Annotated in this window: 29 protein-coding genes and 1 pseudogene; 25 read left to right on the forward strand and 5 right to left on the reverse strand. The window is 36.7% G+C overall.

The window, feature by feature from the left end; genetic code table 11:
• Positions 1 to 707: 707 nt before the first annotated feature.
• On the forward strand, positions 708 to 2309 hold the full coding sequence (locus OSJ91_RS13170) for a phosphodiester glycosidase family protein (protein WP_485891766.1): 1602 nt from the start codon (positions 708 to 710) through the stop codon (positions 2307 to 2309).
• A gap of 97 nt (positions 2310 to 2406) precedes the next feature.
• Here the strand turns inward: OSJ91_RS13170 and OSJ91_RS13175 are convergent, their stop codons facing one another.
• Positions 2407 to 3138, reverse strand: a complete 732-nt coding sequence (locus tag OSJ91_RS13175) for an IclR family transcriptional regulator (RefSeq protein WP_350302577.1) — start codon at positions 3136 to 3138, stop codon at positions 2407 to 2409.
• Positions 3139 to 3595: 457 nt separating this feature from the next.
• On the opposite strand from OSJ91_RS13175, the gene OSJ91_RS13180 reads away from it, so the two are divergent.
• From OSJ91_RS13180 to OSJ91_RS13220, 9 genes are all read left to right on the forward strand, one after another.
• On the forward strand, positions 3596 to 5395 hold the full coding sequence (locus tag OSJ91_RS13180) for an acyl-CoA dehydrogenase family protein (RefSeq protein WP_485891767.1): 1800 nt from the start codon (positions 3596 to 3598) through the stop codon (positions 5393 to 5395).
• A gap of 24 nt (positions 5396 to 5419) precedes the next feature.
• Positions 5420 to 6607 (forward strand): CaiB/BaiF CoA transferase family protein, encoded by a 1188-nt coding sequence (locus OSJ91_RS13185; protein WP_350302579.1) that lies wholly within the window; start codon positions 5420 to 5422, stop codon positions 6605 to 6607.
• Between the two features lie 514 nt (positions 6608 to 7121).
• The gene (locus OSJ91_RS13190) at positions 7122 to 8297 is read left to right on the forward strand and encodes an acyl-CoA dehydrogenase family protein (RefSeq protein ID WP_350302580.1); all 1176 of its coding nucleotides are present in this window, start codon (positions 7122 to 7124) and stop codon (positions 8295 to 8297) included.
• Positions 8298 to 8525: 228 nt separating this feature from the next.
• On the forward strand, positions 8526 to 9797 hold the full coding sequence (locus OSJ91_RS13195; RefSeq protein WP_485891768.1) for an MFS transporter: 1272 nt from the start codon (positions 8526 to 8528) through the stop codon (positions 9795 to 9797).
• Positions 9798 to 9953: 156 nt separating this feature from the next.
• Positions 9954 to 11579 (forward strand): long-chain-fatty-acid--CoA ligase, encoded by a 1626-nt coding sequence (locus OSJ91_RS13200; RefSeq protein ID WP_485891769.1) that lies wholly within the window; start codon positions 9954 to 9956, stop codon positions 11577 to 11579.
• A complete protein-coding gene (locus OSJ91_RS13205) occupies positions 11569 to 12432 on the forward strand; it encodes a 3-hydroxyacyl-CoA dehydrogenase family protein (protein WP_485891770.1) in 864 nt (287 codons plus the stop codon). The genes OSJ91_RS13200 and OSJ91_RS13205 overlap by 11 nt, the downstream gene beginning before the upstream one ends.
• A gap of 349 nt (positions 12433 to 12781) precedes the next feature.
• Positions 12782 to 13966 (forward strand): thiolase family protein, encoded by a 1185-nt coding sequence (locus tag OSJ91_RS13210; RefSeq protein ID WP_485891771.1) that lies wholly within the window; start codon positions 12782 to 12784, stop codon positions 13964 to 13966.
• Between the two features lie 147 nt (positions 13967 to 14113).
• Positions 14114 to 14896: an enoyl-CoA hydratase/isomerase family protein gene (locus OSJ91_RS13215; protein WP_413017510.1), complete on the forward strand. Its 783-nt coding sequence runs from the start codon at positions 14114 to 14116 to the stop codon at positions 14894 to 14896.
• Between the two features lie 145 nt (positions 14897 to 15041).
• Complete coding sequence (locus tag OSJ91_RS13220) at positions 15042 to 15446, forward strand: PaaI family thioesterase (protein WP_063593440.1); 405 nt, start codon at positions 15042 to 15044, stop codon at positions 15444 to 15446.
• A gap of 427 nt (positions 15447 to 15873) precedes the next feature.
• Here OSJ91_RS13220 and OSJ91_RS13225 read toward each other — a convergent pair whose 3' ends face one another.
• Positions 15874 to 16458, reverse strand: coding sequence for a TetR/AcrR family transcriptional regulator (locus OSJ91_RS13225; RefSeq protein ID WP_350302586.1), 585 nt, complete (start codon positions 16456 to 16458; stop codon positions 15874 to 15876).
• A 7-nt stretch (positions 16459 to 16465) separates the two neighbouring features.
• Positions 16466 to 17218, reverse strand: coding sequence for an alpha/beta fold hydrolase (locus tag OSJ91_RS13230; RefSeq protein WP_413017515.1), 753 nt, complete (start codon positions 17216 to 17218; stop codon positions 16466 to 16468).
• A gap of 392 nt (positions 17219 to 17610) precedes the next feature.
• On the opposite strand from OSJ91_RS13230, the gene OSJ91_RS13235 reads away from it, so the two are divergent.
• The 3 genes from OSJ91_RS13235 to OSJ91_RS13245 all read left to right on the forward strand — a co-directional run bounded on the left by OSJ91_RS13235 (position 17611) and on the right by OSJ91_RS13245 (position 19322).
• A complete protein-coding gene (locus tag OSJ91_RS13235; RefSeq protein ID WP_413017517.1) occupies positions 17611 to 18495 on the forward strand; it encodes a R2-like ligand-binding oxidase in 885 nt (294 codons plus the stop codon).
• 204 nt (positions 18496 to 18699) lie between these two features.
• The gene (locus tag OSJ91_RS13240; protein WP_485891772.1) at positions 18700 to 18909 is read left to right on the forward strand and encodes a hypothetical protein; all 210 of its coding nucleotides are present in this window, start codon (positions 18700 to 18702) and stop codon (positions 18907 to 18909) included.
• Positions 18910 to 19085: 176 nt separating this feature from the next.
• Positions 19086 to 19322 (forward strand): hypothetical protein, encoded by a 237-nt coding sequence (locus OSJ91_RS13245; protein ID WP_485891773.1) that lies wholly within the window; start codon positions 19086 to 19088, stop codon positions 19320 to 19322.
• A gap of 312 nt (positions 19323 to 19634) precedes the next feature.
• On the opposite strand, the pseudogene OSJ91_RS13250 reads toward OSJ91_RS13245, so the two are convergent.
• Positions 19635 to 20138: pseudogene (locus OSJ91_RS13250) on the reverse strand (DUF3898 domain-containing protein); the annotation flags it as partial.
• Positions 20139 to 20327: 189 nt separating this feature from the next.
• On the opposite strand from OSJ91_RS13250, the gene OSJ91_RS13255 reads away from it, so the two are divergent.
• From OSJ91_RS13255 to OSJ91_RS13275, 5 genes are all read left to right on the forward strand, one after another.
• On the forward strand, positions 20328 to 21173 hold the full coding sequence (locus tag OSJ91_RS13255) for a hypothetical protein (protein ID WP_413017529.1): 846 nt from the start codon (positions 20328 to 20330) through the stop codon (positions 21171 to 21173).
• Between the two features lie 373 nt (positions 21174 to 21546).
• Complete coding sequence (locus OSJ91_RS13260; protein ID WP_485891774.1) at positions 21547 to 21756, forward strand: hypothetical protein; 210 nt, start codon at positions 21547 to 21549, stop codon at positions 21754 to 21756.
• A gap of 152 nt (positions 21757 to 21908) precedes the next feature.
• On the forward strand, positions 21909 to 22130 hold the full coding sequence (locus OSJ91_RS13265; protein WP_485891775.1) for a BhlA/UviB family holin-like peptide: 222 nt from the start codon (positions 21909 to 21911) through the stop codon (positions 22128 to 22130).
• Positions 22131 to 22147: 17 nt separating this feature from the next.
• Entirely contained in the window at positions 22148 to 22270 is a 123-nt protein-coding gene (locus OSJ91_RS13270) for a hypothetical protein (protein WP_485891776.1), read from the forward strand.
• On the forward strand, positions 22255 to 22809 hold the full coding sequence (locus tag OSJ91_RS13275) for an N-acetylmuramoyl-L-alanine amidase (protein ID WP_485891894.1): 555 nt from the start codon (positions 22255 to 22257) through the stop codon (positions 22807 to 22809). The genes OSJ91_RS13270 and OSJ91_RS13275 overlap by 16 nt, the downstream gene beginning before the upstream one ends.
• Before the next feature lie 78 nt (positions 22810 to 22887).
• Here the strand turns inward: OSJ91_RS13275 and OSJ91_RS13280 are convergent, their stop codons facing one another.
• On the reverse strand, positions 22888 to 23418 hold the full coding sequence (locus tag OSJ91_RS13280) for a hypothetical protein (RefSeq protein WP_485891777.1): 531 nt from the start codon (positions 23416 to 23418) through the stop codon (positions 22888 to 22890).
• A 138-nt stretch (positions 23419 to 23556) separates the two neighbouring features.
• Between OSJ91_RS13280 and OSJ91_RS13285 the strand changes: the two genes are divergently transcribed.
• The 7 genes from OSJ91_RS13285 to OSJ91_RS13315 all read left to right on the forward strand — a co-directional run bounded on the left by OSJ91_RS13285 (position 23557) and on the right by OSJ91_RS13315 (position 26347).
• Positions 23557 to 24267 carry a hypothetical protein gene (locus tag OSJ91_RS13285; RefSeq protein WP_485891778.1) on the forward strand — a complete coding sequence of 237 codons (711 nt, stop codon included), beginning with the start codon at positions 23557 to 23559 and terminating at the stop codon, positions 24265 to 24267.
• A gap of 295 nt (positions 24268 to 24562) precedes the next feature.
• On the forward strand, positions 24563 to 24931 hold the full coding sequence (locus tag OSJ91_RS13290) for an endonuclease domain-containing protein (RefSeq protein WP_485891779.1): 369 nt from the start codon (positions 24563 to 24565) through the stop codon (positions 24929 to 24931).
• A gap of 1 nt (position 24932) precedes the next feature.
• Complete coding sequence (locus OSJ91_RS13295; RefSeq protein WP_095396085.1) at positions 24933 to 25190, forward strand: hypothetical protein; 258 nt, start codon at positions 24933 to 24935, stop codon at positions 25188 to 25190.
• An 85-nt stretch (positions 25191 to 25275) separates the two neighbouring features.
• The gene (locus OSJ91_RS13300; RefSeq protein ID WP_289316492.1) at positions 25276 to 25620 is read left to right on the forward strand and encodes a YolD-like family protein; all 345 of its coding nucleotides are present in this window, start codon (positions 25276 to 25278) and stop codon (positions 25618 to 25620) included.
• Between the two features lie 4 nt (positions 25621 to 25624).
• Complete coding sequence (locus OSJ91_RS13305) at positions 25625 to 25747, forward strand: hypothetical protein (protein WP_485891780.1); 123 nt, start codon at positions 25625 to 25627, stop codon at positions 25745 to 25747.
• A gap of 145 nt (positions 25748 to 25892) precedes the next feature.
• Positions 25893 to 26060 carry a hypothetical protein gene (locus tag OSJ91_RS13310; RefSeq protein WP_176474949.1) on the forward strand — a complete coding sequence of 56 codons (168 nt, stop codon included), beginning with the start codon at positions 25893 to 25895 and terminating at the stop codon, positions 26058 to 26060.
• 29 nt (positions 26061 to 26089) lie between these two features.
• A complete protein-coding gene (locus OSJ91_RS13315; RefSeq protein ID WP_485891781.1) occupies positions 26090 to 26347 on the forward strand; it encodes a hypothetical protein in 258 nt (85 codons plus the stop codon).
• Positions 26348 to 26436: the final 89 nt, after the last annotated feature.

The following is a 26436-nucleotide window of genomic DNA, read 5'->3' on the forward strand; positions in this document are numbered from 1 at the left end:
ATTTGAATTTGAATAGAACTATAATGCTTAAAAGCAATCAGGTTAGCAAAAAAGCCCTTAAAAATGAGGGCTTTTTTTGGATGAATGAAAAAATATTTTATAATAGCAGTTATTTTAAAAGTAAATATCTCAATCGTTTAAGAATCGAAGTATAAGAAACGTAAGAATACATATGGGGACAAGAAATGTAACCGCATTTACGAAATGAAAGTACTTTAATGCGGAATGATTTTTGACTTTAATTACTAAATAGAAGAATGATAAAGTTGCGATCAATGGGCATAACAAGCCAAGATCAGTTAAAATGCTCGAAATTGGGTGGTTTATAACACTAAGTCCATTGAGGAATGAAGCAAGGCAGATAGCATTGATAACCGACAAAATGGTTGGTATTAACAACAAGTTCTTTTTTACTGTCTCCATAAATTTCACCTCCTAGGTGATAATCCCACACGATATATCTTATAATATTCACTGATTAGGCAGTAAAGCAAGATTAAGGCTTTGTTAAAGCAAAGGTTGATTAACTGTGTACAAATAGAAAATTTCAAAAATTGTCCATTCACTAAATGAATTGTAATATTTATCGAGTATTTATCCACATTTTTGTTCACTTAAAATTGACTGAAAAATAATAGTTTTTTTAATTTCCCATCACATTTAGACAATATAGTTAAAGGAGGACATAACTTTATTGGAGGAAAAAAATGAAAAAAATACGGAAAAAGCCAATTTTGCCTATAGTCTTTATTAGTCTGGCATCTGTGATGTTTCTAAATGCAATTCCTGAAACTCCAGTTCAAGCAGAATTGAATGTTTCACAGTTACAAATGAAAAATCATTTGCTTCCGCTTGGAACGCCAAATTTGCAGGAGAAAAGAACTTCCATGAATCTAGCACCAGGAGTGAAGTATACCAAAATCAATCGTGGTGAAACATCTTCTAAAGACTTTTACACAGTGGATGTGGCATTTGTAGCAACACAAAAGCAGGCAAAGAAATTGTTGGAAAATTTAAAGAGAGACGGTTTCAAAAATGCTCGTATCATAAAAGAACCGGATCGGGCCGTGGATGACCGGAAAAAGGGACCGCTTGGGTACATTGTTCGCATCGGTCAATATCAGCTGGAAGCGGATGCAGCCGAAATGAGAAACAAGTTATCGGATAAGGGATATTCGGGACTGCGGACTGTGTATACGGGTGAAGACGGAGAGAAAACAACAGGACCATGGGTAGTGAACGTCCTTGAAGTGGATCAGGATCGATTTCATGGGCATGTGATGCCTGAGTTAGCAAATGATGTAGTGGCAGGAAAAGAAACATTGACCCAAATCGCTGGTAGAAATGATGCCATTGCAGGAGTTAATGCCGGATACTTTGTTGTAGGAGAGAAGGATGGAACACCAGGAGATCTTGCCGGTATATTCGCCAGCAAAGGTCAACTTGTCAGTGAAGCTATAAATGGACGTTCAGCTCTGATTTTATCTTCTGTTGAAGAGAAGGCAAACATTGCATCTGTGTCCACGTCAATTCAGGCTACTTCATCTGATGGTGCGGTCAGGGAAGTGGATGGATTAAATCGAAAGCCAGGATTAATCCGCAATTGTGGCGGTGTTGGAGGAGATACGACCACAGAACGGGCAAAACATGATTTTACTTGTAAGGATGAAAGTGAACTTATCCAATATACGTCCGTATTTGGAGATAAGACAGAATCGGGCGAAGGTATGGAAGTGGTAGTAAATCATGCCGGGGTAGTGGCGGAAATTCGTAACAAGCGTGGGGGAGACATTCCAAGCGGTGGTTCTGTTCTTGCGGGAACGGGGGAGGCGGCAGAGTGGCTTCGTGACAATGCCCGACAAGGAATGAAGATTCAAGTGAAAAGTAAAATCATCGGTGATGGAAAGCAATTGATATTAGACCAAACCACAAGTATGATTAATGGAGGTCCTCGATTATTGGAAAACGGAGAAATTTCCATTAATGCCGTAGAGGAAGGCTTTCACTGGGAAGAAGATCCAGGGTTTTATTATCGTTTTGGGGAACGTCGCAATCCTAGAACGCTTGCAGGAATCAAAGAGAATGGCAATCTATTATTCGTCACCATTGATGGACGCGCACCCGGATGGAGCGTGGGAGCTAATTTTGAAGAAAGTGCGAAAGTGATGAAGTCATTAGGGGCCGTCGATGCCATCAATCTTGACGGCGGCGGATCGACGACCATGACAGTTGGGGATGACCGAGTCACAAGACCCTCTGATGCAGCAGGTGAACGCCCGATTGCCGACGGTATAATGTTAGTAGAATAGATGGGCAGAGATTAACGACTTCATTTATCAAATAAACTTAAAATCTCTTCAGATAGGTTTCTGAAGAGATTTTTTTGTTGTGATATTTTGAAATAATTTAATAAAAGGATTTTGAAATACTTTCAGCAGTTTTTAACAATAAAGGGATATGTTGTTCCATCGATTCCTTATTCCAGCGAAAGACAGGCCCGGAAATGGAGATAGCTCCAATGACTTTTCCTTTAGCACCGAATACTGGTGCTGATAATGCAGCTACATTTTTCGTGATTTCCTCCTCATTAATGGAGTAACGGGTATTTACTATAATTTCTAATTGTTGTTGTAACATTTTTCTTTCTTCCTCTGGAAGGAGGTTTAATACTTGTGCCTGTAACCCTTCGCTAAGAAATGCCAATATTACCCGTCCGCTTGAGCCAAGTTGTAGCGGAATCCTATTGCCAACACCTGCTCTTCTGCTTATTTCCTGATTACTTACATGTTCAATTACACACATCCTAACCATGTTTGTTAACATATAAAACCCTACAGTTTCCTGTGTTTCGTCTCTTAATTTAATTAGTTGTGGATCGATTATCGAGACAAAAGGTACATCGGTTATAATTTTATTTGCATAATCGATAAACACCGTACCAAGTGAATATTTTTTAGAATCTACATCCTGGAATACCAAACCGTCCATTTTCAAAGTAGTAAGCAGACGATGAGTGATAGGGGGAGAAATATTAAGGTTTTCGCTAATATTTTTAATTCCTTGTGGACCGGTTGTTTCATTCAAATAATTGATGATTTTGATTGCACGCTGCACCGTAGACGAAATCTTTGTGTTCATGAATATATCCTCCAAATAAAATTCCAAATTAATTTAATTATTTAAAATATTATATCATAGTAAGATAAGGGGCCAATCAGTAGCTAGAATAGTTTTCTTTATCATTACTAAAATTTGAACGGGGTGATTCAAAAAGTTCACGAAAAGTGAACTTTTTGGGTCATCCCTTCTTTTTTAGAAATTATATTTATATAAAATTTGGTGAAGAAAAACTCAATTTTTCTGCATGATGAGGTCCTGTTTAATAAATTGACTTTTCTGAAAATTAACTTTATATTCATGATATAGGAATTATGATTCCTGTATTATGAATAATAATTTCGTGAAATGTTGAAAGGAAGTGAAATAATAACCTGAAAAACGAATCACTTGTACAGATCCTGACTCGGAGAAAAGTATAAAAAATAAAAGTGGGGATAAGAGAATTAAAATGGAACATCAAACAAGGAGGAATAATATGTCCGTGAAATTAATGAATTCTCATCCTAGAAAAGCCTATCCTGGTGCGATGCCAGACACGAAAGGATTAAACTTTTTTGATGAGGATCAAAATTTGACTTTTATACTTAAACATTATCTTTCCACTGAAATTTATGAACGTGCCCTTCCTATCCTAAAGGAGTTGGGGGAAATAGCCGGAACAAGGCTTGATGAATTATCCCGCATGGCGGATAAGCATACTCCCGAGTTAATAAATTACGATGCAAAAGGGGAACGAGTAGACAAAGTTGAATATCATCCGTCCTATAAGAAGATGGAATCATTAGGATATGGAAAGTTCGCTCTGGTCGCTATGTCACATAAACCCGTACTGGGGTTTCCTACTAAACTACCGCACGTGTTAAAGTACGGATTTTGGTATTTGTTCGTCCAATCTGAGTTTGGTTTAGCTTGCCCGATGAGCATGACTGACTCTGCTGCAAGGGTCTTAAGAAAATTTGGTGATCAAGGTTTAAAAGAAACCTATTTGTCTCGTATGACGAGTACTGATATAAATACTTTTTGGACAGGTGCCCAATTTATGACCGAAAAACAAGGCGGGTCTGACGTAGGTGCTAATACGGTAACAGCAAAGAAAGTGGATGATCATTGGGAGATTTGGGGTGATAAATGGTTTTGTTCCAACGTTTCAGCAGATGTAGCATTAGTTTTGGCTCGACCTGAAGGGGCCCCCGAGGGTACTAAAGGTCTTGGAATGTTTTTAATGCCAAGAAGACTGCCAGATGGAACTCTTAATAAATACAAAGTTAATCGCCTAAAAGATAAATTAGGGACCCGCGATATGGCTTCTGGTGAGGTGACATTTGAAGGAGCCGTTGCTTATGTCGTAGGAGATTTAACTAAAGGGTTTAAACAAATGATGTCGATGGTAAATTCTTCACGGTTATCGAACGCCGTACGTTCCAGCGCGATGATGCGAAGAAGCTTTTTAGAAGCACTCGTTTCAGCTCGCGGACGTGTCGCATTTGGCAGCTCCTTGTCTGAAAAGCCCCTTATGAAAGAAACACTTTTTGAACTATTACTAGATTGCGAAGCAGCTGCGTCAATCACATTTTACACAGCTTCCGTTTATGATAAATCCGATCAAGGGAACGTGGAAGCTGAAAGGCTATTACGAATTTTGACGCCATTGTTAAAAGGGTACATTTGTAAACGTGCTAGGAATTCTACCTCTGAAGGAATGGAATCCAGGGGAGGAAATGGATATATCGAGGATTGGATAGATTCAAAACTTGTACGGGATGCTCACGTGGGTTCCATTTGGGAAGGTACCACGAATATCGTTGCCTTAGACGTTGTAAGAGCGTTAGTGAAAGACGAAGCAGGAAAAATCTTTTTTAACGACTTATACAATCGGTTGGATGCTATTACGAATTCTTTAACTAAACGGATTGGGAAAATCCTTCTGCAAATATCCAAAAAAGTCGAATCACAATCAAACAGGATAATGAGTCTGAATGGACCAGAAAGGGAATTGCCTGCAAAACAATTAATGAACCGGATGTATCATATATTCACTGCAAGTCTTTTGCTAAATGAAGCAGAAGTACAAATTACAGCACAAGAAAACTATCGAAAATTATACATGACTTTGCAGTATATCCATCGTTATTTGCTTTCAAGTGGCTTGGATGAACTTACTTATTTTGATTCATCATTATTACAATGGTTTGATGCTATTGTTGACTTTAACAAAGTATCAAAAGGGGCGGTAGAAGGTTTGCTGGAAAACGTGCAACAGGCCGTGAAAATCTAAACGTAAAGGATGGAGGTGAGAACAATGACTAGGGCATTAAGCCGGATAAAAGTTCTTGATCTAAGCCGAGTGGTTGCTGGTCCTGTCTGCACAAGTATTTTAGGAGATTTGGGTGCAGATATTATTAAAGTGGAAGGGCCGGATTTCTTGGATGAAACACGAACATGGTTTCCTCCGGACATTGAAGATATTAGTTTGTATTATATGGCAGTTAATCGAAATAAACGTGCCATAACGGTAAATTTAAAGACAAAAGAAGGAATCCAAATCATAAAAAAACTCATCCAGGAATCTGATGTTATCGTAGAAAATTTTAAGACAGGAACGATGGAGCGGTTAGGACTGGGATATGGAGACTTGAAAGCGTTAAAACCTAAAATAATTCACTGCTCCATTACAGGGTTTGGTCATACGGGACCGTATAAACAATTACCTGGATATGACTTTCTTGCTCAGGCAATGAGCGGTTTTATGAGTGTGAATGGCACATCCAATGGTGAACCTGTAAAAGCCGGGATTGCCATGGCCGATTTATATGCAGGTCTATATGCAACCATTAGCATATTAGCTGCTTTGGAGGCAAGGAACCATACCGGTCGTGGTCAGCATTGTGACATCTCTCTTATGGACTCAATGGTTGCTTCTTTGCTAAATATAGGAACAGGTTTCTTAAACACAGGAAATCTGCCTAAGCGGTATGGAAATCAGCATCCAACCCTAGTACCCTATCAGAATTTCAAAACAAAAGATAAGGAGATAATCATAGCAGTAGGCAACGACAGGCAATTCCAGCGTTTTTGTACATTAATAAATGCAGATGAATTACCCAAGGATGAACGTTTTGCGACAGCTAATGCAAGAATCATATATAGGGAAGAATTAATTCCTATATTACAAGAAGTGATATTTACAAAAACAGCAGATGAATGGCTAACAATCTTTCAAGAAAACAATATTCCTTGTGGTCCCATCAATACTTTAGATAAAGTTTTTACAGATGAACAAGTACTTGAAAGGCAAATGATTCAGGAAGTTGAACATCCCACAGTTGGAATTGTTAAACTTTTGGGATCACCTATAAAGCTCTCGGATACACCAGTCACAATCGAGAGGCATCCTCCTTTACATGGGGAACATACCGTAGAAGTATTGTTGGAATTAGGGTACGATAAACAAGAAATTGAATCGTTCATGGAAGATAAGGTTATTTAGAAAGAAGTTTCGGGGTCAAGTTCTAGAGGAAATCAATGTATTATTGAATAGTAATGCCACTATTATTTCCTTTAGCAGTAGTTTATCTTAACAAAACTCTTAACATTAATGAGTTACTTACAATAATTAAATTTCTCCATGATAGGCTATACGTGGTCAAGTGTACCTACACATATTCCTGATAAAGCTATGTAGGGGGAAAATATCTTGTTGCAGATTTAGACTGAGACATCCTAATCAGGATTGTAAGCGTTATCATTATATAATGACAGTCAATCAGATTAGGCCAAGCAAATATAAGTATAACTATGTCTTAGAAGTAGGTATTTCTACATGGTTTATCTAAAAAAATATAGTTTCTATTTGTGATTAAGAAAATGATACTACTCAACAAGAAACAATAGAAAACGATTTCGAAGCCGGGTCAAGTCAAGAATTCGATGACATTATCAAATAGGGTAAAAGATGAGCAAGCAAACTTAATAAACTTTTCCATTAAAAAAGGAGTGATTATATGTATTTACGCTTAACAGATGAACAAAAAATGATCCAACAAACCATTCGGAAATTCGTGGAGAATGAATTAATCCCTCTTGAAAATGATGTATTAAAAAATGAGAGGGAAAGCAAACCGGGCATTTCTCCAGAAAAATTGATGGAGCTGCAGTTAAAGGCAAAGGAATTTGGATTTTGGGGAATCAATACACCGGAAGAGTATGGCGGAGCCGATATTGGGCAAGTGATGATGGCTATCGTAACAATTGAAGTAGCCAAAACATTTGTGCCGTTTAAGTTTGGTGGCTATGCCGATAACATTCTGTATTACGGGAATGAAGAACAAAAGAAAAAATATTTAATTCCAACCATTAATGGTGATAAGAAATCATGTTTTGCTATAACGGAACCAAATGCCGGTTCGGATACTAGAAACATAAAAATGATAGCTGTCAAAGAGGGAGATGAATGGGTATTAAACGGTGAAAAAACATTTATTACCGGAGGCAATGACGCCGACTTCGTTATGGTCATTGCGATTACCGATCAGGAAAAACACGAATCTACCGGCAGAGATGGTGTCACTTGCTTTATCGTTGATAGGGAAATGGGATGGAAATCAGAGTATATTCATACGATGGGAGAATGGGGTCCGGCCGCTTTAGTATTTGACAATGTACGTGTACCAGAAGAAAACATTTTAGGCGAGATTAACGGCGGCTATAATCTTGGCCTGGAATGGATTGGTTTTCAGAGATGGCTTGTGGGCGCACGCGCTGTCGGAATGGGTGAGCGATTGTTGCAAATGGCGATTGAGTATGCAAAGGAGCGGGAAACATTTGGTCGACCACTCGCGGATAGACAAGCCATTCAGTGGCAAATCGCCGATTCAGCGGTTGAAATAGAAGCGGCGAAATGGCTAGTGTTGAATGCTGCTTTTACCCTTGACCAAGGGGAAGATAACCGCTATTTAGCTTCCATGGCTAAATTGTATGGAGCAAACATCGGGAACAGGGTAGTGGATCGTGTTATGCAAATTCATGGAGGAATGGGTTATACGAGGGAACTGCCGATTGAACGTTGGTACCGCGAAGCCAGACTTTGGAGAATCTATGATGGAACAGATGAAATTCAGCGAATGATCATTTCCAGAAGCCTGCTGAAAGGTCATGCCAAATTGGGGCAATTTGTTTAAGAAAACGTATAGAAGAAAAAGTTCTGGAGAAATAGCTGTGAGTTTGAAAATACAAGAGCCAATCATGACCTTTAAGTATTAAAATCAGCCCTTTAGAAAACTGAAGGAGGAAGAGAGGAACTTCCCCTGTTTATAATTAAGTGAAAATTCAAAAAAATAAATGGTATTTTAAGATACATTTAAGAGAGAAATTAATATGAAAAATATAAATAGAAAAGGGGAATATATATGCGCTGGATTGTTCTTCTTCTGTTATTTCTCGGAATGATAATAAATTTTGCCGATAAATCAATCGTTGGACTTGCCGCTGTACCGATCATGAAGGAATTTAATCTCTCCTATGCCGATTGGGGGCTAGTAGGAAGCAGTTATTATTGGCTCTATCCAGTGACTGGAGTTGTTGGAGCAGCATGGGCTGATCGAGCCGGAGCAAAAAAAGTGCTTGGATTTTTAATGATAATGTGGACTGTTTTGCAATTTGGTGTTTTGGCCATTACGGCTTTGCCTCTTTTGATTCTCTATAGAATTTTATTAGGGGCATTTGAGGGGCCATTTAGTCCAGTTGCTTATAGTCATGTAAATAAGTGGTTTCCGCCGAAACAGAAGGCATTCGCCACTTCCGTCGTGGTGTCCGGAGGCACTGTGGGTGCCATGATTGTGGCGCCGCTCCTTGTCTTCTTAATTACGACTATGGGATGGAAGATAGCTTTCGCCTGCCTTGGTGCAGCAAGTCTTGTATGGTTCTTCCTATTCCAATTCACTAAGGAAAATCCAAATGAAGTATATGTAGAAGAAAATAAGAAAAAGAAAGAAAAACTAGAGAAATTAAACTTGAAAGATTTTCTCGTTCTCCTCGCCTCGCGTTCTGCATTATTTACAACCCTAGCATATTGTTCAACCTATCTTCTTGTCGTTTGGTTTTCGGTTTGGCTACCAATTTATTTGGTAGAGGCGGTGAACATGACATCAGCTCAAATGGGATATAGTGTGGCTATCATTGGTGTAGCATCTATCGCTATTTATATGGGTGTGTCGGTGCTATCCGATCATTTATTCAAAAATAATCAAAATTGGCGTGTTTCACGAGTCTTTGTCGTCGCTGGAGCGATGATGATAGGTGCATTATTTATGGCATCCAACACGTTTTTTCAAAATCCAATTTGGGTAGTCCTGGCAATGTGTTTTGCAAAAGGTCTCACGTATGCAATTATTCCGATTGGACCCACGATAATGATAAATGGGCTCCCTGAACGCGGCGGTTTGATGACGAGCATATTAACATCATCGGGGAATATAGCTGGCATTATAGCGCCACTTATAACGGGATACATCATCAGTTTAGCAGGAGGCGACAAAATTGTAGGCTATAATTTATCTATTTGGTTCATGGCTGTTCTAGTCTTTGCATTTGCAATACTATTTGCCATTTTTGTTAAACCTACCTCTTTGAAAGGGAATATTGATGCCCAGCAAAATGAACTACCTGAAAATGTTAATTAATTTGTGGCGAAGTCAGCTGAAATAAATATTAAAGTCCACTATGAAATGCCATTCAATTTAGCATAAAAAATTATCAAATAGGTGATAAGCCAGGTTTTATTCATAGTTGAAGAAAACGTATTGTGAAAATTCGGAAGAGAAGGAAGAGGGATTTATATGAATCATTTAATAAATAGGCCGTGGTATAAATTTTATAGAGATCCAAAAGAACTGAAAGTGCCTGAAATTTCTCTGTATTCCATTCTGAAAGAAACGGTCAAACTATATGGAGAGCGGGTTGCAATCATTTATGAACATACAAATACAACTTACAGTGAGTTAAAAGATAAAGTTGACCGCTTAGCTGCTGCGTGGAAAGAATTAGGCTTCCAAAAAGATGAGCGAATTGGATTAATGGTTGCCAATCATCCTGACTATATTATTTCATATTATGCTGCCCAAGCGCTTGGATTGATAGTCGTACAAATTAATCCAATGTATACACCCCGTGAGCTTTTATACATTTTAAGTGACTGTCAAGTTTCTTATCTTGTGGCAGATCCGGACGCATTAAAAACTGTACGTCAAGTATGTGATTCATACAAATTCAAAAATATTTTCGTTTCGCAAATGAGAAGTGATGATTCAAGTAGCGAGTTTTTAGACTTGGATAAGCTAAAAAAACATTCGTATCATTTGGAAAAGCAAGCATCTATCTCAACTACTAATGATGTTGCAGTTATTCAGTATACAGGTGGAACTACAGGGAAAATGAAAGGTGCGATGTTGACTCACTACAATTTAATCGCCAATTTGATGCAAGGTTATAGCTTACTTAAGGAAAAAATGCTACCTGGACAGGAAGTGATCTTAACTGCTGTACCTCTATACCACGTTTATGGGATGAATTCTATAATGAATTTAGGGGTGTATATCGGGGCAACGTTGCTATTAATCAAGAAGTTCCAGGTAGAAGATATATTGGAGCAAATTAAAGAATATCGTCCCACTTTCCTCCCGGGTGTTCCAAAAATGTACAATGCTTTTGTTAACCATCCACATGTCGAGAGGTACGGGTTGGATTGCTTTAAATTATGTTCGTGCGGATCATCACCACTACCTGTCGAGGTTATTAAACGTTTTGAGCATTTAACCGGAGCTGAAATTTTAGAAGCGTTCGGACTATCTGAAGCCTCACCGTTAACACACCGAAATCCACTTATTGGAATGAGGAAGGTCGGAAGTATTGGGATACCGGTACCTGGTACAGATAGTATTATCGTCGATGATAACAACCAAGAACTGCCATCGAAGTGCATTGGGGAATTATTAATAAAAGGGCCACAAGTAATGAAAGGTTATTGGAACAATGAGCAAGAAACAAATCGCTCTTTACAAAATGGATGGCTATATACCGGAGATTTAGCCATGATGGACGAGGACGGTTATTTTTACATTGTCGGACGAAAAAAAGAAATGATCATTGTGGGGGGCTTTAATATTTATCCTCAGGAAGTCGAGGGTGTCTTATATGAGCATCCAGATGTGAAGGAGGCAGCAGTTGTTGGTATTCCAAACCTAGTGAACGGAGAAACTGTAAAAGCGTATGTTGTTCCAAAAGATGGATGTCAAATCGATTTAGAGGAATTAAGAGGTCAATGCTATCTTAAGCTAACCCGTTACAAAGTGCCAAAGGAGTTTGAAATACGAGAATCATTACCTCGGAACACAGTCGGGAAGTTACTTAAAAGATTACTAGTTCAAGAGGAACAAGAGAAGGGAGCAAGGGAGAATGCGAATTGATGATATCTCTAAAATAGCGGTTATCGGCTCAGGAACGATGGGATCACAAATCGCCATGATTTGCGCATTGAGGGGATATTCGGTTGTTTTGTATGATATCAGCGATGAGAACCTAATAAAGGCTAAGAAGTCACTCCAAGGCCATATGGATAGAAGAGTACAAAAAGGAAGATTAATAGAGGAGAAAGTAAGTGATGCATTTAGCAAAATGACTTTTTCATCTAAGTTTGAAGAGATGAAGGATGTAGATTTCGTAATCGAAGCAATTGTGGAAAAACTTGATGCCAAACGTGAATTATTTACAAAGTTAGATAAGGTGACTCCGGAACATGCGGTTCTGGCAACAAATAGTTCGACAATTGTAAGTTCGAAAATTGCAGATGCAACGAATCGCCCGGATAAGGTTTGCAATGTTCACTTTTTTAATCCGCCACTTGTCATGGAGCTCGTAGAAGTTGTGTGCGGTCCGCATACTTCGGAGGAGACAACTCAAATAGCGCTAGAGCTTATAAAGAGCATTCAAAAGGTACCTGTCTTGCTGAAAAAAGAAATTTCCGGTTTTATTGCAAACCGAATTTTAGGGAAGTTAACGGACGAAGCGGTGTATTTACTAGAAAATGGGTATGCCGACCATGAAGAAATTGACCTTGTTTGTACGAAAGCGTTAAACCATCCGATCGGGCCTTTTGCACTTATGGATTTGACAGGCATTGATGTCAACAATTTCGTTCGCATGCAACGTTACCAGGAAAGCGGTAATGAATCAGATATGCCGGCTAAAATTGTACAAGAAAAAGTGCGAAAAGGAGAACTTGGCCGAAAAACAGGAAAAGGGTTTTACACATACGATTAATCCAAAAGACGGATTAAAAAAACGTTCATCAGTGGGGGGCATTCATTCTTCACTGATGAGATGAGAACTACTTATGCATGTTCAGCAGCCGGATTAATGGTTGCCATACAGAATATCCATTCCCGCGCTTTTCAAGGAAGTAAAATGGATAGGCATTATTAAAAGGCAGACGAATAAAGAATTTATATATAACTGATTTAAAGGATTCACAAAACCACCTTCTAAACTTAATTATATAAAGATATTTCCAATTTTCTGAGGTACAGAGATTTATTTAAAAGTCTGAAGTCCATATTGTTTCGAATAGTTGAAAAAAGAATACAGCTAAATATAGAGAGGAGTAGATGAGATGGGAGAAGATATTGTTATTGTTAGTGCAGTTCGAACTCCAATTGGGCGTTACGGCGGTAATTTTAAGGAAATCAGTTCTGGTCATTTGGCGAGTATTGTAATCCAAGAAGCTATTAAAAAGGCCGGAATTACGCCTCAACAAGTTGATGAGGTTATTTTGGGCGAAGTCAGACAATCGACTGAATCATCCAATGTGGCGAGAGTTGCAGCATTAAGGGCCGGGATTCCGGATATTGCACCTGCTTTCACAGTCAACCGGTTATGTGCATCAGGGATGCAAGCCATTGCTTCGGCCGTACAGCAGCTAACCTCTAATCAAGCTAATATCATGGTTGCAGGCGGTACGGAAAATATGAGCCGAGGTCCAATCTATTTAAGAAATACACGTTTCGGTGGTGACCGAGTTATCTTAATGGACTCTAATATGGAAGCCGGGCAGCAGCCACAAGAAATATACGGAAAACAGTTAGGTATGGGAATCACAGCAGAGAATGTAGCGGAGCGCTACAATATTTCTAGGGAAGATCAGGACACTTTTTCGATAGAAAGTCAACGAAGAGCTGCAAAGGCTATAGAAGCTGGAAGGTTTAAGGATGAAATCGTATCTGTAGGGGTCACGGTTGAAAAGAAAGCGTTTACTATTGGGACGGATGAGCATCCTCGTCCTGAAACAACCATGGATAAGCTTACGAACTTAAAACCAGCGTTCAAAGAAAATGGGACTGTCACCGCAGGTAATGCCTGCGGCCGGAATGATGGAGCGTCTGCATTAGTGTTAATGAAAGCAGGCGAGGCTTCACGTTTAGGCTTGAAGCCGCTCGCCAAGATTGTAGACTGGACCGCGGCAGGAGTTTCTCCTGAAATAATGGGAATCGGACCGGTACCAGCAGTAAAAAAATTGTTAAAGCGTACGGAAAAAAAACTGGAAGATATCGGGCTTATTGAACTAAATGAAGCTTTTGCTTCTCAAGCATTAGCGGTTATTAGAGAACTTCGTCTTGATATAAACAAAGTCAATGTGAATGGAGGAGCCATTGCTCTCGGTCATCCAGTAGGAGCGACCGGTGCCCGCATCGTAACAACATTAGTACATGAAATGATCCGAAGGCAAGAATTGTATGGAATAGCGACACTCTGCGTAGGAGGTGGTCAAGGCATGGCCATTATGTTTGAAACAATATAACAAACAATTCGGTAGCATACGAGGATTGTATTTTATGGTAATGGTAATAAAACATTGGAGAACATCCCTAGTTTTTAATGGTTATATACCTTTTAAACGAGAAATCCTGAATGCTTTATTAAAAATTAAAAAGGGTGTGTTATATAAATGGGGACATTTACTAATATAGAGGTTTATAAAAAAGGACAGATTGCTTTTGTAATGATTAATCGTCCGAAGCAGAGGAATGCCTTAAATAAAGTAACTTTAGACGAGATAACAGGAGCTTTAGAAGCATTAAAACATGATGAAACTGTAGAGTGTATAGTGTTTACTGGAAAGGGAGTTGAATCGTTCGCAGCAGGAGCAGATATTACTGAATTACGGGAAAAGACGGCGGGTGATGCACTAAAATCTGACGGTATGCAGGATGTTTATAATTTAATAGATGATTACGAGAAGCCTACAATTGCGATGATAAACGGTTTTGCTCTTGGAGGTGGATGTGAATTAGCAATGTCATGTGACATTCGAATTGCTTCTACAAACGCAAAAATTGGTCTCCCGGAACTAAACTTATCAATTATTCCAAGTGCTGGAGGAACACAGCGATTAGCTAGAATCGTAGGTAAGGGAAAAGCGCTGGAAATGATTATATTGGGGAAAATTATTGACGCAAATGAAGCGTTTCGTATTGGACTAATATCGGAAGTGACAAGTCCTGAGGACCTTCCCGCAAAGGTAGAAGAAGTAGCTTCTCAAATCCTTGCAAAAGGCCCATTGGCTGTTAAATTGGCTAAAATTGCTGTGAATTTTGGTGCTGATGTTGACCTGAAAACAGGATTGATATTCGAAAAATTGGCTCAAGCTGTTCTCTTTTCAACAGAAGATAAAATAGAAGGAACAACTGCATTTTTGGAAAAAAGAAAGCCACAATTTCAAGGGAAATAGAAATATAATACTAAATAAACTGAGGATAAAATTATAAACTTATCATTGATACATAAAATTTGGGGTTGAAATGATAAAAGTAAAGTTTATAAATTTAAACCACTTAAAGAGAAAAATCGTGAAACAAGAAAGGATGGACTAGACCTTGCCAATAACATTGGAAGATATTCAGAAAGATTTTGAAAGCAATCCATTTCTTTCGCATATCGGATTTCAAATCATTTACTTTGAAGAAGGGAATGTCAAGGTGAAGTTAACAATTGAAGAATATTTGCTTAATACAAATGGAACATTACACGGTGGTGTTTATGCTACGATGCTTGATTTTATCCTTGGAATGGTTCTTCGATCCGTCACAAAGACAAGATGTGTGACAACAAACTTAACCATCCATTATCTAGCTAGTATGTCAGAAGGAGAATTATATGCTGAAGCAAAAGTGCTTCAGCAAGGATATAAACTTGCTTTTGCTGAGGGAGAAATAAAGGACATGAAAGGAAATGTTATTACAAAGGGCATTGGAACATTTAAGCTTATTCGAGAAGAATAAAAAACGGTGATTAATTTGGGGAAACCTAAAAACCATTAAGGGATAGTAATCTTTATACATCGAGTAATTCCATATATTATTACAGGTGCAGATAAAAGCTTAAAAGTCTAACAATTAGCATTTAAAAGTGTATGGTTATAGATAAACATCAATTCGACGTACTACATTATAGATATAACGATATAAATAAGGCACTTGGCTACGAAAAAAATACACTCTTGATATTGATAATAAAGAATTTTTTTTATGGGACAAATATTGTCCTGTTTTTTTATAATTTATCGCTAAAACTAGTGAGTTTTTTGTGGTTCTTGCTACCCGTAATACGCACCATAGCTTGACCGTGATGGAGAAGTGAAATTAAAAGGCAAGAGTCCAGTAGGTTACCGGATTCATGCCCTCAAGATATATCCTATTAAACGGTAGACTAGTTGCAAAACTCACTTATAACTTGCTTCTTTATTTCTTCAATCGGAAAACTTTGTTGATAGGTGGATATCATCAACATAATACCTTGTAGCACCGATGAAAAATATAACGATCGTTTCCTTGGTTCCTTTTCACCCATACTTTCAAATATTGTACATTGAAACTCAAATTGTTTAGCATTTTCTTCAATAATGCGATGACTGTATTTTATCAACTCTTCATCAGACTCCGGCTGAGTTTGCAGGTGCAGATAAAACCGATGGACTTCCGGTTTTTTGTGGATATTATCAATGGCACCATTTACTATATGTTCAAGCTGTTCACGAGGTGTATTTGAGGTGAACGCTTCTTCCATGACTTCAACCACTTCCCTGATTCTGGCCTCGACCATTTCAGAAAGCAGTTCTTCTTTTCCTTTGTAATAATTATAGAGTAACCCTTTAGAAATACCCGCTTTCTTGGCTATATCGCTTATAGAAGTAGCGTAATATCCTTGTTTTATAAATAACTCCATGGCAGCAGCGCGAATTTTTTCTTTGGAAGCTTGGCGAATGCGGTCATTTTCTTCAGGTGTACGTGGCATTTTTACTTCAATCCTCCATAAAAGCAGTGAATTCTTGATATAAAATTTCAGAATGAGTGAGGGGCATCATATGATCGGCATCCTCTATTTCGATGAACCCGATGTTTGGAACCTTACGGAAACAATCGGCAACTCGAAAATTGTCTGCCAAGTCCTTTTTGCCGATAAAAAATAAAGTTTCGGTGTTCAATTCTTCTAATCGTTCCATTGCTGGCGGCTGAGGCCATTTCATGCAGAAATCAGCGGGCCACTTAAGCATGCGCCCGAAATGATGTCTGAGCATTTGAACAATGAGATCTTTGTGCGGACTATCGATAATCACCTGATACGTTGGTGAATGAAGGGCAAGCTCTAACATCTTATCTATATTGGGTGCACTTTCCAATATTCTTTCATGATACTGTTCAAACTCCTTTGAATAGGGAAAACCTGTTAAAGAAGGAGCAATTAACACAAGTTTTGATACTCTTTCAGGGTAATTAAGAGCGAAATCAGTTGCAATTTGCCCGCCCATGGAATGGCCAATAATTGTTGCCTGATTAAGTTCAAGGTAATTCATTAGTGCCAGTACTTCGTCTACATAGTTTACATGTTTTATAGGGGATGGTGATTTACCGGCACCACGGCCATCAAAAGCAATAACTTTGTAATCCTTAGATAAAAGAGATGCTAAAAATGTCCATTGCCTCAAATCAGTCCCACCACCATGAATAAGAACAACAGGACGACCATTGCCAGTAATCTCGAAATGTAAATCCAATGCAACCCCTCCGTTTTTCACTGAATTTTCAGTTTTATTCTATTATTGAATGAACGTTTAGTCAATAGAAAATGTAAATTAATTCCTAATGATCCATTCCGAATCATTGCGCTAACCAATAGAAAAAGCACAAATAATTATTGCCCTATTATTGAACAAGCAGGGAAGGAGAGCTTCGGAATCTCACCATTACCTTTGCAAAAGCCAATTCTAAACGGTTCCTAATTTGTTTCTTACCATTTCCATTACTTATTATTGAATGCAATACCCAATAATGCAGAAAGCCTTTTATTCTTTTTTAAATTTAATTTTGCACCAGACCTGAATTTGTCCATACGTATAATTCCCTTTTTGCATAAACTGGTAAATATATAATCGAAGGAGGAATATACTTGAGAAAGAAACTCTTAACGACGAGCTCGGACGGTTTGATGGAGGATTCATATCCCTACCAGTTGTATCAAAAGGCAAAAAAGTTTGGAATTTGGAATCCCCAAGATATCAATTTCTCACAGGATCAAGAGGACTGGAAAACACTATCTGTTAAAGATAAAGAATGGGTGCTGAAACTTCTCGCGCAATTTCAAGGAGGGGAAGAGGCGGTTACTCTCGACTTACTCCCATTGCTTAGGGTGATTGCGAGAGAAGGTAGATTGGAAGAGGAGATGTTCCTTACAACCTTTTTATGTGATGAAGCTAAACATACTGAATTCTTTCGGCTGGTGTTAAATGCTATTGGTGAAAAAGGCGATCTTGCTCACTTGCATTCTGAATCCTATCGTAAGTTTTTTTATGAAATTCTCCCCGAAACAATGGAACGGCTTTGGCATGGACAAACCCCTGAGGTAATAGCTGACGCAGCTACAGTGTACAATATGTTTGCTGAAGGAGTTTTGGCGGAAACTGGATATAAATCATTTTACGATGGACTGAAAATTATGGATAAAATGCCCGGACTTTTAGAGGGCATTGACCACTTAAAGAAAGATGAATCAAGACATATTGCATATGGAACATTTCTTCTTCAGCGCTTGATTTGTGAACATCCTCATCTTTTTGACAGGGTGGTTAAGAAGCTTGAGGAATTGGCACCACTTGCTATCTCCTTAAATGCAGAGGGCGTTATTGGAAATGGGGAAAAAGCAAAGGAATATCATTCTGATATTAAGAAATACTCAGAAAAACAGTTAATGGTAAGAATTGAAATCCTTGCACGGGCGAAGGGACAGACAATCGAAGAAATTTATCGATCTACTGGAGGAAACTCAAAACTATAAAAAGGATTAGAATAACAGAGTTAGAAGTCACCAGTCACTATGATTGGTGATTTTTTTAATAAAATTATCATTTTTTTACTTTTAATGAAAAAAATACAAAAACATTATTTTTTGTGCTATAATTTGTGTTTTTTCCCAATTAAAATTTGAAAGGGAGATGGACAAATCTGTTAATCGTTTTTTAGTTTAACTATTTTGGTAGGAGTGATTCGTTTAGTAGTATTAATTAATATTTCTTATGCAGAAGAAACAGATTGGGATTGGGCAGAGTTTGAGAGATTGAAATTATTAGATACCATTGAATTTTATGGATTAGATATACTTCAAGAAGAAGCTACATTCGAAAAGGATACAACAAGTGAGGTTATATATAATCCCATGCATGAAGATGGAACAACTTTGGCTGTAAAGTAGTGGACTACTAAAGACAAAGACTCTAATCAAGTTCAGGTTCATTATGCTAAGAGTTATGATTCAAATATTAGCACTAAGGATACATCAACAAAAATCCATAGGGTTGTAATTAACAAAACTAAATCATCTAAGAGTATTCAATATCCCTTATCCTTTAAAAACTAGGAGTGAAGAAAATGAATGTAAAAAAAAACCAAAAGTTCGTACAGTTAGACGTAAGGAATTGGGATAATACTGAATTAGTAGAAAGTTTATATGAGATTTGCGAGACTAGTAAAGAGTATGAAAATGATGAAGTAGAGGTTCATCAGGTTGTGGACTTAGGAAAACTTAAAAACGAGTGGAGATATTTAATCATTCTAAATATTTCACAAGACTTGGATAACCTAGGTGCACCAGTAGACCATTATTAAAATTTAAATAGAATTTTAGCTTAAGGCCACCAGTCATTTAAGATTGGTGGTTTTACTCTGTTTGAACTAATTCAATTACATCTTCAATATTCAAGGTATTCACAAATGTTGATCAATATTGGAATAAGGAGCGTGAAGGAGTATAACAATCAAGCGGTTAGTGGTGCAGATCAAGTCTATTACAAACATAGTGCTGATCCGGTTGGAGGCCCAAGATGCATAAGATAACTTTATCTAGTAGAAGAAAAAAAAGCAGTCTCAAAGACCGCCATTTTCGGATATAACACAGGTATAGAGTGACTCGGGCTATCATCAACTTTTATTAATGATTTTTTCAATTAGTACTTGTAAATCATCTGGCCTGTGAAATTCAATCGGCGAGACACCTTTATCGAATTCTATTGTATCGGATTCTATCATCAATACATACTTCCCATTAATCTTCCCTAAATGGATGCTATCACCGAAATCGGCTAACAGTCCTTTGATGGAAGTACTGCCAAGCTTCATTCGAAGTTCGGCTTCAGGTGTATGCTCGACAATCTGGGCTGTGGCTTCGACGACCTGGTGGGTTTCAAGGCGTTCCTGGATTTCCCGTTTATCGCTTGTTTCCCAGATTTCCAGGTCCTGTTCGAATTTTTGCAGGTCGTCACTGTTTTCTTCGAATTGAGCGGATACATGTTCATGAACCATGTGGATGACTTGGTTTTTCATGATTTCAGGCATCGATTCGCCATATTCGACGAATTTCAAGAAGTCCTCGAAGTAGCGGGCATGTGAAGCCTGGTGGATTTTCAGTTCGCCTTCTTCGACCATTAAAGTGTCTAACTTTTTGGGTTCACTTCAAAAGGGAGTCCTCTTTTTGTGTCAGAAGACTCATCAATATTTAAAATCCACTAATTTAATACAAATATTAAATGCTTATTTCCTATATAACAATATAATGGTATTATAAACTTTGAAATTTTGACACCTACATAATAATGCTGGAGAGGGAAGATTTAAATGTTACACTTGAAAAAAATTTTATTATTACCTATAGTCACAATGGGACTTGTAGGATGTACTTCAGAAGAGGCATCAATTGGGTCTGAAGAAACTGAAGTAGTAGTAAGCGATGAACAAGGTAGGGCAGCCAAAGAGGAAGCATTAGAAAGACTTGAAACTGTATCAAAGGAACGTAAAGACGCTACAGAAGAAGAGGGCTATATGAAATCTGAAGACTTTCCCTCTGTTAAAAATGGTGTAAATATTTTAGCCAATGCCATTGGTAGCGAGGCTTGGATCACGATGAATGATGATGAAGATATGGATGAACAATTCAATAAACTCAAAGGGGATATTGAATCCTTATCATCAGAAGAAATATATTTAGGAATGGAAAAAATAAATTCCTTTAAAAATGTTTATGAGAGTGCAATTATGGACACCATTCATTCCTCAATGAAATCACTTGATATAGATGGTTATGATAGTAAAATGCATGGATTTAATTTAGTCAATGACAGTACTACACCTGTTGAAGAAATAAATGAATCAGCAGATAGTTATATCGATGATTTAAATTGGATAAAAGATGATTTAGAGGCTTTAAAATTGGAGTCTGAAATGTATGGTAAAGAATTTACAGGTGAAGAAGTAGAAATGTTAAACAAGGTTATATCAGGTCTAAAAGCTTCTGCCGTAAATCAAATAGGAGTTCTTTCGAATTTTACTAAAGCAAGAATAGATACAGGCATTACATTAGAGGAATATCTTGATGAGGCTAAAGATGAGTATGATGAAGCTGAACAAGCAGTAACAGAGTTAGAAGGGGAGCTAGGAGTAGAATACGTAGAGGATTCTGAATAAGAGCAAGCGAAGGTAAATTTCATTAGCTTTTTATTTCTTCAAATATAGAGTGGAAAGTTAAGGGAGCTGACAATTAGGAACATTATAGGAGCGTGAGCAATGTAATGGATTTCTTAATGGAAGAGGCATTAGTGATTCTTAATGAAAAGAAAGCTCGAATTGATTTATACGAGCTACGTTTTATACTGACTGACATTAGAGATAATGCTTCTGATGGAGAGGTATACAGTCTTTTAGATTCTGTACTAAAGGAAAAGTATTAATTGCAATTTAATAGGAGCATACTGTGGGGTAAGCCTATTTTGAGAATTTCATCTAAAGAAAATAAATTTTAAGATAAATTAATTAAAATTTCCCAATGAGGTACATTAAGATGCAACCATTACCAAACAGCCTTGACGTATTAAGTACAGTGTTTAAAGAATTATATCAAATGGGATTTACAAAACTAAGTAAAGCACAGTTAGGAACGCAATTGGTTCCTAGCATTAAAAAGATTTCTATTTTATTAAGATCACTCGGATACAAGGTTGAAATTGACGACAGTGAGGAAGACGTGATTTGGATCAGAACAACTAGATGAGTAGTAGACAGTAATTCTTTTACTGTATTTCTTGAGAAAAAATAATGTACTACAAAGAAAACGAGATCAACATAAAAAATATTTAGTTCAATAAAATCCAAGTCGTCCCAAAAGGGCGGCTTTTTATTATGCGATGAAAGGGATGTATTGGATTGGAAACAGAAATATTTAGTTTGTTTTTAAAACAGGGTGGATTCGCAGTCTTATTCGTATGGTTACTATGGACAACTATGAAAACCAATAAAGAACGGGAAGCGAATTATCAAGCTGTAATTGAAAAGAATCAAGATGTAATTGAAACACAAGCTCAAGCATTCTCAACATTGGCTCAAGATGTAAATGAAATAAAACAAATTATTGTACAGGATAAATAACTAAGGAGGAATTTAAAATGAATGAATTCGTTATTACAAGTGGACACGCTAAGGTAGTACGTGGTGCAAGTGGGTATCTTGACGAAGTAAATGAAGCTAGGAAGGTAGTACCGAAAGTTGCTGAATATCTAAAGATTTAGATTGTAAAGTACATACATTTAATGATGATACGTCAAAGACGCAACTGGATAATATCAATACAATAGTTAAATATCACAATGGCAAAAGTCGGGATTTAGATGTATCTGTACATTTTAATGCGGGTACAAAGGAAACAGGAGGTACTGAGGTACTTTATTATGGAGACGGAAATAAAGCATTGGCTGCAAAGGTATCTAAAGCTATTTCTGAAGCACTTGGAATTAAGGATCGTGGTGCGAAGAAAAGAATGGATCTCGGATTTCTTAAGGGGACAGCAAAACCAGCTATTCTGATTGAGGTATGCTTTGTCGACACTAAAACAAATGCTGATGCTTACAAGAAGAACTTTGATGATTGTTGTAAAGCAATAGCTGAAACGTTATCAGGTAAAAAGTTAAAAGAACAAGCTAAACCAGTTGAAAAGAAAAGTGTTTTACATAAGGTTCAAGTAGGTGCTTTCTCTGATGAGAAGAATGCAACTAAGTTAGCTGCTGAATTAAAGAAAAAAGGGTATTCAGTGAATATCGTAAAAGGATAAAATTGTAGCCCTTCTCATTAATCGAGAGGGGCTAGAATCACTTGCTAATACTTTCGATGCTATAGTCTAGTAAATATTTTATTCTAGTACAATATCACCTGTACTTTTAAATTTTTCCATAATATTAAACATCCTTGCATAACTGTCTTGAATTGTTTCTTCGTTTTTTATGTTGTTATAAAGACTTAATCCGAAATAGGTATCTTTATAAAAACCTATTAAATAGTCTCCTGATTTTGATTTATGTGCATTTTCATAAGAAATGTCTTTATCAATATATGCCAAATAAACTTTATCAGAATCTATAAAGACAAATGGTATAGGTGATTCTAAATAAACATTGGCATATTCTGCTTTTGCTGCTTCACTTAAATATTTTTTGTTAATAAATACACTATCTAGGTTATCAAAATTCGAACTTGAGATATCTTCCATAGTCAATGGAATAAAGGAAACATTTTTTTCTTTGATTTTTGGTTTTTCACCCACGATTCCTATTTTCAAATCATCACCTGAATAAATTATTGGATTAAAATTATTCTCTTTACTACAAGAAGTAAGTAATACAAGCAAAAGTAGAATTATAAAAGTAAATCTAAATCTTTTCATGATTTCACTCCATTTTTTTTTTGATTTTTTTAAATATTATTATACAATAACTACCAATAAAAAAAAGTCTGTTTTTTATTATTAATTACATTTATTATTTAAATGTACCAGAAAAAACCAATTTAAGGGGATGCGTTATTGATGAAAAAAGTATCATTCGTATTTTTGTTGGCTATATTAATAGTTTCGGTTTTAACGCCTATTAAGCAGGCTAACGCTCAAGGAAATGATGGAAGAACTTTTGTTCCATTAAAAATCTCAAGTAAAAAATTCGTTCCATTAGCAGATGAAGAACTAGAAGAAATTAGAAAAAATGATGAATATACTGTAGAATTAACATATGATCAAGCTGTCGAAAGAACTTCAGAAATAACTGGTGATTCAATTAAGGAGATAAAAAAAGAAAATCCAAATACTTTTACAAAGGATGTAAAAAAAGTTGGTATAGGTGCGAGAACATTGGGGCAAGCAACAGCAACAGCAACAGCAACATGTACATGGACTGAAACTTCAACTACACATACAGTTAAGAGTCATAATGCTAAATTAATAGTTATTGTGCGAGCTTGTAGAGATGGTTCTTTTGGTTGGATAGAAAAATCTAAAAAACCTATGCTACAAGAATTTAAAGCTAGTTCAAAATCTTTTAAAGGAACTGTAAAAGTTGATTTAGAATCTAGTGGATATTTTTATGTTGCAAATGGTAATTTCTACAATAATACTTCAGTAAGTCATTCAGGAACTACAGGTTCAAATACTGTATTTACTGCTACTTATACAGTGACTTCCACATCTGATCACTATGGAGCACTATATACTGGTGTTAAATGGAAACAGGTTACTAACTAAAAATATGTTATATATTTTATAGAAAAGTTCAACCAGCCCGTACAAGGGAAACTGGTGGGACAGAGGTTCTTTGCTATAGTGACGGAAATAAAGCATTAGCTGCAGAGTTAAAGAAAAAAGGATACTCAGTGAATATTGTACAAGGATAAAAAACGAAAGCCCTTCTCTTATTGAGAGGGGCTTATTTGAATTCGTTCACTTTCTTAAATAATTTTAATTTCCATTTTATTTTTTTCGATGTACGTCAGGGTTTGTCTTTCTAGGTTTGGACATGCGAAGAAGTAAAGGAGTTAAAGTGGATCATTACATCCCCCCATACTTTGTGGAATTAGATAAATGTCAAAGTCCAATTGAGAAGAGGGTATTAAAAGCTTTATGGATGAGGGATTATAAACCAACTACACAGTATCCAATAAGAAGATATAGAATTGATGTGGCATTTCCAGAATATCGATTAGCCATTGAATGTGATGGTAAAGAATTTCACTCAAGCAAAAAAGCTAAAGCACACGACAGGAAGCGAGATGCATACTTAAGATCAATTGGATGGAAAACGCTGCGATTTAGTGGAAGTGCCATCAATGGTAATATGAGCAAGGTGATAACTCGAATTGAATCTGAAATCCAAAAGAAATGCTCAAGTGGATGCCATTCGGAGGAGTAATATGACAAAAAGTAAAGTAGAAACAATTGAATACGTCAACAAAAACGGTGAGTTAGTTAAAGCAAAGATAAGTGATTATGATGAAATTGCATATTATAAAGACTTTAATGAAAAGGGTAAAATAGTTACTCGAAAGATTATTGATACTGAAGAATTCACATATATAGAAGGAATTGGAATAGCAACGGAAGAAGGTAGCTTGGATATGGAGAAGTTAATTAAAACACTGTTACAGGAAAAATACCTACGTTATCTTTAAAAGGGAAATTTTTCACTTCATTTTTTTGACTAAAATAAGAACAAGTGTTCTATAATGTATTTATAGAATGAATGGAGATGTTCTTATGTCTATAAAAGATCGTGGAAAGCTTAAATGGCAACCTGCTTTGATGCTGCCTGAATACGTTAAATTATTAAATGACGTAAATAAGGATTATTACCGTCAAGTAAAGCCAATATTAGATGAGTACCAGTTAGAGGAGTTTGAGAACAAGATACATACCGCAATGGAGTTTGCTTCACCTGTAAAGTTTACTGTTTGGGAAGATGGTTTTGATTGGGAGTATGTTGGGATGATACATAGGTTAGATCCATTCACAAAGGCGATATATTTGGAGCTGGAAAATGAGAAGGGACATATTATTAAGGTGAAGTTTGAAGACCTTGTAGCGGTAGAAGTAATGGAGTGAAAAAATGGCTAAAGCAAAACCAAAAAGAAAACTGTGGATTAAGAGTAGAACATTCCTAAATGAATTTACAGTAGATGAATACTTGAAAAAAGAAGAGAAGTTAATCTTAGCTAAATATACAAAATGAATAAAACTCACCAGTCTATAACGATTGGTGAGTTTTTATTTTCTATAATTTTACTCGTTACTATTTTCATAGAGAATTTAGTGAAATGTGAATAGAAGATAGTTTGTTTGGAGATTATTATATAGGACGGGAGAGTGATAATTGGTTGGATAAAAAGTCAAAGAAAATAAATCTTAATGATGTTGATATGACCGATGTAGAAGTTGTCTCAACGGAGAATATCGATATCAATGAATATTTCAGAAAGAAGCTTCTCGAGTGTATAGCCAAAGAAGAAAGTAGGCTGTTTTTGTATAAGGAAAAGAATAAATAAAATAGTTTAATTGAAAGGACTATTCTAATGTGAAAAAGAGTAAACCAAGAAAAGAACTGCGAGGAAATGGCTATTTTGTAAATGAACCTAACTACGTATTAATGGCTAAGGCGTTTACGGAACTATACTTTAGTTTTACTAAAGGTGGATCTGGAGATGTAGAATTCGACAAATTAGGCACGATAGCTTTATTTTCTGCATTGGCAAATGATGAAGAAGGGAAACAAAAGGAATTAGATAAAATGAGAGCTCACGTTAAAAGACTTAAGAATGAAAAAAAGAAATAGATAAAGTCTTGTCGTGGTCATCTAGTTTACCCTCTGCATGCAGAGTACCGATAAAAAGGGAAGCAAACAAAACGTAGTCCCGAAATACA

This window comes from Bacillus sp. T-10(2022) (assembly GCF_056502895.1).